Here is a 10,055-nt window from a genome sequence, read left to right as displayed (position 1 = left end):
ACACGACCGTGGCCGATGAGACCGGTCACCCAGGTTCTCCAGCCCGCCACCCTCGTACCGCGACAGCCACTCATGAAGGGTCTTGCGTGCAACCCCGAACCGGGCCGCCACTTCGGTGACGGTCGCGCCCTCACCGATCACCGCCAACACCGCCTGATACCGCTGCTCAGCCACACTCATCTCCCGCATCTCGAGAGTGTCACCGATCAACCGGAGTAGAACTGTCACCCATCAACCGAGGGACTTCAGCCCCACCAGTGCCTTGTATGAGTTCGCCTGATGCTTGACGTTTGGGCTTCGGTTGATGCCTGACAGTGTTTCGGTTGATGGTTGACAGTTACTTCGGCTGATCCTTGACACTCCCTTGATGAGGGAGATGAGCGTGGCTTGAGCAGCGGTACAAGGCGGTGCTGGCGGTCATCAGCGATGGCCGCACGGTCAAGGAGGTCGCGGCCGCGTGGTCAGTGTCGCGGCAAACCCTGCACGACTGGCTGGCCCGGTACGAGCAGGGCGGGTTGGAGGCGTTGACCGACCGGTCTCACCGGCCCGAGACGTGCCCGCATCAGTTGGACCCCGAGCTGGAGGTCGCGGTGCTGGAGATGCGGCGGTTGCATGTTTTATGTGGAATTGTCCGCTGCTTCGAGGGTGGCGCCGACCACCGACACCAGTCCACCTTCCCCGGACGGCCAACGATCCTTGACCAATTCCTTAACCGCGGGCGGGACCTTCGCCGTCGGCGAGGGTCAGCTGACGTGGATGCTAGGTCGCCGGGACGGGTCGGGTTCGACCTTGCGAATGATCTCCCGGACAACGGGAGGGGTGTCGCCGCGGCCCAGGAGCAGGTACCGCAGCAGGTGGGCAACCGGGGAGCCTTCGGACCACTCGAAGTGGCAGTGCGGGTGCAGCCCGGTCGCGTCCCGCAGGGCAAGCAGGACGGCGGCCATGGCGTTGGGTGCGGCCGGGCTGGCCAACCGCAGGATGCGGTACCCGCCCACCTCGACGCCGTGCACGCGCAGGACGTCGGCGAAGTCGGAGGGGTCGTCGATGTCGACCTCGAGGAACAGCACGTCCGAACGGCCCGGAACCGGGTTCATGGAGCGCTGCTCGGCCTCCTTGGCCACGTACTCGGCCTCGTCGCCGGCCTGTCGCTTGTTCGCGATGATGTTCAGCAGCCCGTCGTGGGCGACGGACTCCTCGATGAACCGGCGGGCGTCCTCGTCGAACTCGATATGTTCAACTCGCAGCTCGGTGGTTCGACTGATGCGGGAGATGAGGGAGACGACCACGATGCCGAGGATGAACAGCCCGGAGATGGCAATGCCGTCGGGCTTCTCGCGGATGTTCTCCACCAGGGCGTACAGCAGGATGAGGGTCAGGACCGCGAACCCTCCCGCGGCGACCTTCTGCCGGTGCCGGTATGCGGAGATGGTGACGGCCACCGCACCCGAGACCATCATGGCCAGGATGCCGGTCGCGTAGGCACCCGCTTGGGCGTTGACGTCGGCACCAAACGCGATGGTGATGATGATGCAGATGACGGTGTAGACGAGTACGACCGGGCGCACCGCGCGGCCCCACTCGGGGGCCATCCCGTAGGCGGGTAGGTAGCGGGGCACGATGTTGATCAGGCCGGCCATCGCCGAGGCGCCCGCGAACCACAGGATGAGGATGGTGCTGATGTCGTAGATGGTGCCGAACCCGTCGCCAAACATCTCATGCGCCAGGTAGGCCAGGGCGCGGCCGTTGGCCTCCCCGCCGGTCTTGAACTCCTGCGCGGGGATGAGCACGGTGGTGACGAAGCTGGTGGACAGCAGGTACACCGACATGATGAGCGCCGCGCCGGCCAGGAGCTTGCGGGTGTTCCGGATGCGGGAAGCGAGCTTCTCCTTCGCGCTCTCACCGTCGGCGGCGACCAGCGGCATCATCGACACCCCGGTCTCAAACCCGGACAGGCCGAGCACCAGCAGCGGGAACGCGATCACCGCCGGGCCGATAGCCCCACCCAGACCGCCGCTGTCGGCCAGGGCGGACGTCCAGGCGGACAGGGCGCCGTCGGTGCTGAACACCTCCATCAGTCCCTTGACGACGACGACGGCGTTCAGCGCCAGGAAGACGGCCACGAGCGGGATGGCGACCCTGACGGCCTCGCTGAAGCCGAGTAGGAACACCCCGCACAGCACGAGCAGCAGGAACACCGTGATGGCCACCGCGTGCCCGTGCAGGGCGTCGGGGAAGAACGGGGACTCCAGCACGTGCACGGACGCGTCCGCCGCGGACAGGGTGATGGTGATGATCCACGACGTGGCGACAAAACCAAGCAGGACAAGGACGAACACCTTGCCGCGCCAGAAGGGCAGCAGGTCCTCCAGCATGGCGACCGACCCTTGCCCGTGCGGGCTCTCCCTGGCGACGCGGGAGTACATCGGCAACATTCCCAGCAGGGTCAGCAGCACGATGAGCAGGGTCGCCAACGGGGACAGGGCGCCGGCGGCCAAAGCGGCGATGCCGGGCAAGTACGCGAGGGTGGAGAAGTAGTCGACCCCGGTCAGGGTCATCACCTTCCACCAGGCGTGAGGCTCCGCGTGCTCCTCCCCCGACTCAGGACCGACCGGCTGGACGCGGTGCTCGAGCAGCCACTTGGCTCCAGGCCGCGTGGACTCGGTGCGGGTCGCGGGACTCGGCACTCGGGCGGGCATGACCAAAGGGTCAGGAGCGTTCATTTCGTCTCTCTGTAGCGGGAACGTTGGGGCGGAGCCACCCTATGGCGGCAGGCCTTGACCCTCCCCACCCGTGCCACGCCCACGCTGCGCCACCCCGCTGCTACGTCCAAGCCATGAGGCGAGCGTGAGGCGACGATGAACACCGCGGTCCGCGTCGTCCTGGCTGTTGCTGCAGCGGCAGGAACCCTCGCCATCGGCAGGGCGGTTGCCAACCGTGAGGAGAACCACCGGATGTCGCTGCCGATGTCCGTCGGCGTCGGTGTGGTGTTGCTCGCGGTGTACCTCACCATCGCCTTGTCCATGTAAAGGGCTCCCATCAGGGTGCGGCAGGATTGAGTCAGAGCTCGAAGCGGTAACCGAGCCCGGGTTCGGTGATGAGGTGGTGCGGGGTGGATGGGTTCTCCTCGAGCTTGCGTCGCAGGGTGGCCATGTACACGCGCAGGTAGTTGCTCTCGTCGCCGTAGGTGGGGCCCCACACCTCTTGGAGGAGCTGCCTGCCGGGGATGAGCCTGCCTGGGTCGCGCACCAGGACCTCGAGCAGGTGCCACTCGGTCGGTGTCAGGCGGACGTCCTGACCTGCGCGGGTGACGCGCTTGGCGCGTCGGTCGATGACCAAGGTGCCTGCCGCAAGGGTCGGCACGTCACCTCCTGGGGCCGCTCGGCGCAGGCTGGCCCGCAACCGGGCAAGGAGCTCATCCATGCCGAAGGGCTTGGTGACGTAGTCGTCGGCGCCCGCGTCGAGGGCGTCGACCTTGGCGCCTTGGGCGTCCCGTGCAGAGAGCACGATGATGGGCACGTCGGTCCAGCCGCGCAAACCGCTGACCACGTCGACCCCGTCGATGTCGGGGAGCCCGAGGTCGAGGATGACGATGTCGGGCAGGTCCGCTGCTGCTGCCGCCAGGGCGGTGGTTCCGTCGCCGACGGCGTGCACGTCGTACCGGCGGGCGCGCAGGTTGATGGCCAAGGCTCGGCGAAGCTGGGGATCGTCTTCGACGATAAGTACTTTGGTCATTGCGGCGCCGCCGGGAGTCGGATGGTCATGGTCAGGCCACCGCCAGGGGTGGTGGATGGACTGATGCTGCCGCCCATGGCCTCGGTGAAGCCTCGGGCGATGGCCAGCCCGAGCCCGACCCCGCCGGGTGTGGTGTCACCAAGGCGCTGGAAGGGAACGAACATCTCTTCCCAGCCGCCGGGGTGGGCGCCTGGCCCTTGGTCGGCGACCTGGATCTGGATATACGCGGCATGCGATGTCGGCAAAGGTGTGGCGGCGATGCTGACCTTGCGCCCTTCGGGGGTGTATCGGAGCGCATTGTCGATGAGGTTCGCCAGGACGCGCTCGAGCAGGCCGTCGTCGGCCATGACAGATGGCAGTCCCTCCGCGATTTTGAGGACGACGCCGCGCGCATCGAGGGTAAGCAGGGCCCGGGAGGCGATCTCCTCGACGTCCACGGGGTGGGTGTGCACCGACAGGGCGCCCGCTTGGATGCGGCTCATCGCCAGGAGGTTGTTGACCAGGCCGGTGAGCCTGTCGGCGCCTTCCTCAATCGTGGCCAGGAGCTCGTCCTGCTCGCCCGGCTCCCACGTCACGTCGGGCTGCCGCAGCCCAGATGCGGCGGTCTTGATGCCTGCCAAGGGGGTGCGAAGGTCGTGCCCGACGGCCGTCAGCAACGCCGAGCGGACCCGGTCGGTCTGGGCGAGCTGTTCCGCCCGAGCTGCTTCCTGAGCGAGTCGCGCGGTTTCCCACGCCCGCCCGGCCGTCCCGGCGAGGGCTTCCAGTAGGACTCTGTCTTCGGCGAACAGCGGGCGGCCGTACCCAAGCAAGCTCAAAGTGCCCGACGCCGGCACGCACAGCACCGCTGGCCCCTCGGCTGTGGGGCCGGTCCATGCCACCGGATGCTCCGGCTCTGCGTTTGGGGCCAGGGTAACGGTGTCCATGCTGTACAGCTCGCGCACCTGGTCAAGAACCTGCTGCACGGTTACCCCGCGCATCTCCGCACTGCTCAAGGTGGCAACCATGCGGGTTTGGAGCCGGTTTCTTTCTGCCTTGGCTCGGTTCCTTGCGCCAACCTCGACCGTAATGCTGACAATGGCAGCCGCCAGGACAAACACCACGAGGTCGGTCAGCGCGTCCGGCTCGCCGACACTGAGCGTGTGGTAGGGCGGGGTGAGGAACCAGTTCGCCAGAAGAAATCCTCCGACCGCGGCCAGGAGGCCAGGCAGGACCCCGCCTACGACAGCGACCACCACAACCGCCAGCAAGTAGACGAGTAACACACTCTCGCCAGGCCCCAACGGCTGCAGGCCCACCATCGTCCACGTGAGCAAAGGCATGCCCACGACGCACAGCCCCAAGCCTGTCAGCAGGCGCCGTCTAGAAAGCCCGGTGGCCCCGGGTGACATCGCCCCGGTAGGGAACAGCCCCGCTGCGGGCTCCGCTCGCGGTGCGGCCGGCTGCATGACCTCAGCGTGCCACACCAAGACCTTCGGGACGGCCGGACAAGTCCGCAGAAGGGACGGCCACCCTCCCGCTCGGCCCGTCCCCGTCCGAGCCATCTGTAGTGACGCCCGGGTCCACGGACAGCTGCCAAGGCACCGACGTCACCATCACGCCGGGCTCGAAAAGCAGCCGGGCCTTCAGACGTAGTGCGCTCTGGTTGTGTAGCAAATGCTCCCACCACCGACGAACTACGTACTCGGGGATGAACACGGAAACGACATCGCGGGGGTGGTCCCGCAGGAGCTCGCGTACGTGCTCGATCACCGGCCGGGTCATGTCGCGGAACGGCGAGTCCAGAACGGTCAGCTCCACCGGGATGTCCCGCTCGATCCACTGCGCGGTCAGTCGTTCGGTGGCCCCCGCGCTGGTGCGCACCGTGACGGCCCGGAGGCTGGCGGGCCTGGTCGCTCTGGCGAATGCCAGCGCCCGCAGTGTGGGTGCATGCAGCGTCGACACCAGCACCAGGGTGTGGATCCGGGCTGGCAGAACTACCCCACCGACGGCCGGCCGAAGGGCTCGGGCCACCGTCCGGTAGTGCTTGCGGATGAGCGTCATAAGAGCGATGAGCAGAGGCATGGCCACCACGACCAGCCAAGCACCGTGGGTGAACTTGGTGACCAGGACGATGACCAGCACCAACCCGGTCACGGCGGCGCCCACGGCGTTGACAGCCAGCTTGCGCCTGATGCTTGCCCGGTCGCGTGCTGCTGCGGGTGTGACCAGCAACTGCTGCCAGTGCCGCACCATCCCGACCTGGCTGAGGGTGAACGAGACGAACACGCCGATGATGTACAGCTGGATCAGTCGGGTCGTGTTCGCGTCGAACGCCCACAGCAATCCGATCGCCAGCAGCGCCAGGATCACGATGCCGTTGGAGAACACAAGTCGGTCTCCACGGCGAGCGAACTGTCGCGGCAGGTATCCGTCCTCCCCCAGCAAGGACGCGAGGATCGGGAAGCCGTTGAACGCGGTGTTCGCCGCCAGGACGAGGATGGCTGCCGTAAAGCCCTGCACCGCATAGAAGCCGATGCTGCCCCCACCGAAGATGGCGCCCGCGACCTGGGCGATCACCGTCTTCTGCGTGTACCCGTCCGGGGCCCCGATGAGCATGGATGGGTCATGTGCGACGTGGACCTTGGCGATCAGGGCCAACGCTGTGAGCCCGACAAACATAACGATGGTCAGAACACCCATGATTGCCAACGTGTCTGCGGCATTGCGGCTCTTGGGTCGTTTGAAGTTGGGCACTCCGTTGCTCACCGCTTCCACCCCGGTCAGCGCGGTACATCCCGAGGCAAAGGCCCGAAGGGCGAGGGCAAGCACGAGCAACCCGGAGACGTGACTTTCGGCCCGAATCCCAAGCGGCGCTGACTCGGCGACCGGCGCCGCCCCCGTCGCGGTCCGGTACAGCCCGAGGGCGAGCATGACCAAGACACAGGCGACGAACCCGTACGTAGGGATCGCGAACGCCGCTCCCGACTCCTTGATTCCGCGCAGGTTGATGACGGCGAGCAAAGCCACCAGCCCCACCGAGAGCGTGAGGGCGTGGGGCGCCAGCTCCGGGACGGCGGAGACGATGTTGGCCACCCCTGCCGCCACCGACACCGCCACCGTCAGGACGTAGTCGACGAGCAGCGCGCTGGCCGCGACCAGGGCGGCGCCGCGCCCCAGGTTGGCCCGACTGACGGCATACGCCCCGCCACCGTTGGGGTAGGCATAACAGGTCTGGCGGTAGGACAACACGACAACGACAAGCAAGAGCACGACCCCGGCAGCGACGAGCGGTGTGAGGTGCAGCAGCGTCAGGCCGCCCAGGCTTAGCACCAGCAGAATCTCCTCGGTGGCGTACGCGTTGGATGACAGTGGGTCGCTGCAGAACACCGGCAAGGCGAGCTTCTTCGGCAGCAGGGTTTCGCCCATCTGCGAGCTCAGTAGAGGTCGGCCCACAAGGAGACGCTTGGGCATGCGCAGCAGTTCGGTCACCGCCCGACTGAAGCACCACTGCCGCTATAGGACTGTGGCTCTTGACGCGTCCTTAGCGGGCGAGGTACCAATCTTGATACTCCCTTAGCGTCGAGCGCGTGCGGGTTATCTCGGCCAGTCGGGGCTCCGGCGCCTCAGTCGGCCGCTGATGCGGGCTCGTCTAGCGGACACGCGTGCCCAGACGGTCTGCTGCACGGCCAGGGTCGCCCACCCCGCCAACGCCATCCCTGACAGGTTCAGCGCCAGTTGCAGGGTGCTGCCCCAAACCTCGTGACCGACGCCAAACGCCAACCCGAGGGCGATGTTCCCGGCAGCGGGGACGGTGGTTACGGAGATGAACACCCCGGACAGGCCACCGGTACGGGCGGAGGTCACCGACAAGACACCGGCCGCGCCCGCGATGACGGCCACGATGAACGACCACGTGTCCGGGAAGTAGATGAAGTCGGTGCCGGGACGAGGCCCAGTGACGTCAGCCAGAGCGAGCCAGCCCAGCGCCTTTCCTACCAACGCGAGCAACGTAGTCAGCGCAATCGCGGCGCCGAACCCGGCAACGAGGGTGACGATGGCGCTGCGCAGCAGTGTGTATCGGCGGCGGACGAGCGCCACCCCAAGAGCGGCGACAGCGCCGAACTCCGGACCGAGGACCATGGCCCCGATGACCAGGATCTGAGAGTCCAGGACGATCGCGATGGTCGCAATGAGCGTCGCCAGCGTCATGAACGTGCTGTACGTCCAGTTCAGCTCGGAATCCTCGTACGCCCGCTGGGTCACGTCGGCCCACACCACGGAGTCGGCACTGCTGCCCGGTGTTCGCCGCTCGGCTTGGTAGCCATCCTTCGAGAGCCATGTGGTCACCGTCTCGATGTGCAGCGACCCGCCCTGGTGGACACCCAGATCGCGCAAGCCGTCGATGACCGCGTTCGCGCCCTCACGGGCTACATCGGTCAGGACCAAGTCGCCCGCCGGGCGGAGGGATGCGTCGCGGACCACGGACAAGGCACTCACGCTGGTGTCCGCTTTCCAACAGGGCCACGATTCGTTCGGTCTGGGCGGCCGGTGAGGAGATGCGCAGATGCAGCATGCGGACAGTGTGTCCCACGTTCGTGCTCGTACTTCGCTCGGCATCTGGGCTGCGAATCCAGCTGTCGCGCTCGACCTCGACCAGACGCTCGCGGATTCGCCCAGCCGAGTGAGGTACAAGACCGGCTCGGACGGCAGCGCCCGGCTGTCGCCGGCCGCGAGCTTGGCGATCCGCTCCCGGTGCCGCTGGCGTTCCCGGATCTCGGCCCGTAGGCACGACCGTCAAGCACCTACCGGGACAGCACACGTGAACACACATGCTTGCCCACAATGCTCGCGGTGAGGACTTTCCATACTGGCTCAAGCGCGGCTCCGCCGCGAGGCGCGGGGCCCCGCGATGGGGCCCCGCGCTTAGGCGCTTCGCGCCACGCGCACCCCACCGCACCCCACGCCTGAACAGCAGAAGAGCGGCGTCCCGGTTCTCAGTCACCCGGGCGCCGCTCTCGTGGGGCTGTCAGTCCTTGCAGCAGCCGTCCGCGCAGGCCGCGACCGAGCCCGTCTGCCTCGACTCGTGCAAGACCGCGTTCGGGGCACAGCAGCTGTCGCCCTTCCACGCCTCAAGACCCTCCTTCAACGCCACGCCGGCGATCACCAACGCGGCCAGCGGGTCGGCCCAGGTCCACCCAAACATCGAGTTCACGGCCAGCCCGACCAACAGCACCGCCGACAGGTACGTGCACAGCAACGTCTGCTTGGAGTCCGCGACCGCCGACCTCGAGCCCAGTTCCCGCCCCGCGTGTCGTTGGGCGTACGACAGCCCCGGCATCACCATGAGACTCACGGCCGCCAAGGCCAACCCGACGGTGGAGTGCTCGGCCCGTCCCGACCCGAGCAGAGAGCGGACAGCCTCGAAGCTCACGTAGGCCGCCAAGGCGAAGAACGAGCAGGCGATCACCCGCAGGGCAACCCTTTCCCGCGACTCCGGGTCCTTCCCTGAGAACTGCCACGCCACCGCGGCCGCCGAGGACACCTCAATGACCGAGTCCAGCCCGAAGCCGACCAGAGCGGTCGACGACGCCGCACGCCCAGCCCAAAGCGCGATGACAGCCTCGATGACGTTGTAGGTGATCGTCGCGGCCACCAGCAGCCGGATGCGACGCGACAGCACTGCGCGACGGGCCACGACCGAGGGTGTGGTCAGCTGCAGCGAGGTCACGCCGTCGACCCGACCTTGTCGCACACATCGACCGGCGAGCACGCAGGGTCCACGGCCAGCACCAAGCTCAGCAAGTCACCCAGCGCGTGTCCGATGTTTCGGTCCGCCAACTCGTACCGAGTGCGACGCCCTTCCGGAACAGCCACCACCAGACCGCACCCACGCAAGCACGCCAAGTGGTTCGAAACGCCTTGCCTGGAGGCACCCACCAGGTCAGCCAAGTCACTCGGATACGACGAACCCTCTCGCAAGGCCAGAAGGAGCCGGGCCCGGGTGGGATCCGAGAGGGCATGCCCGAACCGGGCCAGTACATCGCTTGGGGTCGCCATTTGCATGACCGTCATAGTACAGCCACCGCTGTATCCCCCGACCGAGGTCCCCGTGGCCCCGTCCCGGCGACACTCACCTTCCGCCGCCGACCCGACGCTCCACTGTCCACCCGCCTCCGGGACGCCTCAAGGCCGCTGCGCGTCACTGTGTGATGGCCTGCGGCCAGCCTTGACCCGACCACTCCGGCAGGCTCCCCTGCTCTGCTAACGGATCGGTGGCTCCGTCTGCTCACCTCACCGACAGGACCCCCGCGCTTCAGACGACCTCTGGCGATTTCGGCCCACCG

General features: G+C 67.3%; 9 protein-coding genes and 1 pseudogene. 2 read left to right on the top strand and 8 right to left on the bottom strand.

Going from position 1 to position 10,055, the window contains the following annotated elements; genetic code table 11:
- Nucleotides 1-189 (bottom strand): helix-turn-helix domain-containing protein (locus tag AC1DWJ_RS15065; RefSeq protein ID WP_457255868.1); only part of this gene is annotated, 189 nt, incomplete at its 3' end.
- 178 nt (nucleotides 190-367) lie between these two features.
- Between AC1DWJ_RS15065 and AC1DWJ_RS15060 the strand changes: the two are divergent.
- Nucleotides 368-608: pseudogene (locus AC1DWJ_RS15060) on the top strand (helix-turn-helix domain-containing protein); the annotation flags it as partial.
- Nucleotides 609-743: 135 nt separating this feature from the next.
- Here the strand turns inward: AC1DWJ_RS15060 and AC1DWJ_RS15055 are convergent.
- On the bottom strand, nucleotides 744-2,696 hold the full coding sequence (locus AC1DWJ_RS15055) for an APC family permease (RefSeq protein ID WP_457255867.1): 1,953 nt from the start codon (nucleotides 2,694-2,696) through the stop codon (nucleotides 744-746).
- A 159-nt stretch (nucleotides 2,697-2,855) separates the two neighbouring features.
- On the opposite strand from AC1DWJ_RS15055, the gene AC1DWJ_RS15050 reads away from it, so the two are divergent.
- The gene (locus AC1DWJ_RS15050; RefSeq protein WP_457255865.1) at nucleotides 2,856-3,026 is read left to right on the top strand and encodes a hypothetical protein; all 171 of its coding nucleotides are present in this window, start codon (nucleotides 2,856-2,858) and stop codon (nucleotides 3,024-3,026) included.
- Nucleotides 3,027-3,057: 31 nt separating this feature from the next.
- Here AC1DWJ_RS15050 and AC1DWJ_RS15045 read toward each other — a convergent pair whose 3' ends face one another.
- From AC1DWJ_RS15045 to AC1DWJ_RS15020, 6 genes are all read right to left on the bottom strand, one after another.
- Nucleotides 3,058-3,732, bottom strand: a complete 675-nt coding sequence (locus AC1DWJ_RS15045; protein ID WP_457255864.1) for a response regulator — start codon at nucleotides 3,730-3,732, stop codon at nucleotides 3,058-3,060.
- The gene (locus AC1DWJ_RS15040; protein WP_457255863.1) at nucleotides 3,729-5,177 is read right to left on the bottom strand and encodes a sensor histidine kinase; all 1,449 of its coding nucleotides are present in this window, start codon (nucleotides 5,175-5,177) and stop codon (nucleotides 3,729-3,731) included. Before AC1DWJ_RS15040 ends, AC1DWJ_RS15045 begins: the two co-directional genes overlap by 4 nt.
- 4 nt (nucleotides 5,178-5,181) lie before the next feature.
- On the bottom strand, nucleotides 5,182-7,200 hold the full coding sequence (locus tag AC1DWJ_RS15035) for an APC family permease (RefSeq protein WP_457255861.1): 2,019 nt from the start codon (nucleotides 7,198-7,200) through the stop codon (nucleotides 5,182-5,184).
- 105 nt (nucleotides 7,201-7,305) lie between these two features.
- Complete coding sequence (locus AC1DWJ_RS15030; protein WP_477621207.1) at nucleotides 7,306-8,208, bottom strand: DUF389 domain-containing protein; 903 nt, start codon at nucleotides 8,206-8,208, stop codon at nucleotides 7,306-7,308.
- A 529-nt stretch (nucleotides 8,209-8,737) separates the two neighbouring features.
- On the bottom strand, nucleotides 8,738-9,439 hold the full coding sequence (locus tag AC1DWJ_RS15025; protein WP_457255858.1) for a cation diffusion facilitator family transporter: 702 nt from the start codon (nucleotides 9,437-9,439) through the stop codon (nucleotides 8,738-8,740).
- Entirely contained in the window at nucleotides 9,436-9,774 is a 339-nt protein-coding gene (locus AC1DWJ_RS15020) for an ArsR/SmtB family transcription factor (RefSeq protein WP_457255856.1), read from the bottom strand. Before AC1DWJ_RS15020 ends, AC1DWJ_RS15025 begins: the two co-directional genes overlap by 4 nt.
- Between the last annotated feature and the right edge of the window lie 281 nt (nucleotides 9,775-10,055).

The sequence above is a fragment of the Pedococcus sp. P2_D7 genome (assembly GCF_056404295.1).
Note: the sequence above shows the minus strand (reverse complement) of the source record. Positions and strands in the feature narration are given on the sequence as shown.

Bases quoted from the DNA above. Each gene is read 5' to 3' on its own strand.
- AC1DWJ_RS15055 (WP_457255867.1), bottom strand. From the start codon at position 2,696: ATGCCCGCCCGAGTGCCGAGTCCCGCGACCCGCACCGAGTCCACGCGG.
- AC1DWJ_RS15045 (WP_457255864.1), bottom strand. From the start codon at position 3,732: ATGACCAAAGTACTTATCGTCGAAGACGATCCCCAGCTTCGCCGAGCC.
- AC1DWJ_RS15020 (WP_457255856.1), bottom strand. From the start codon at position 9,774: ATGCAAATGGCGACCCCAAGCGATGTACTGGCCCGGTTCGGGCATGCC.
- AC1DWJ_RS15040 (WP_457255863.1), bottom strand. From the start codon at position 5,177: ATGCAGCCGGCCGCACCGCGAGCGGAGCCCGCAGCGGGGCTGTTCCCT.
- AC1DWJ_RS15050 (WP_457255865.1), top strand. From the start codon at position 2,856: ATGAACACCGCGGTCCGCGTCGTCCTGGCTGTTGCTGCAGCGGCAGGA.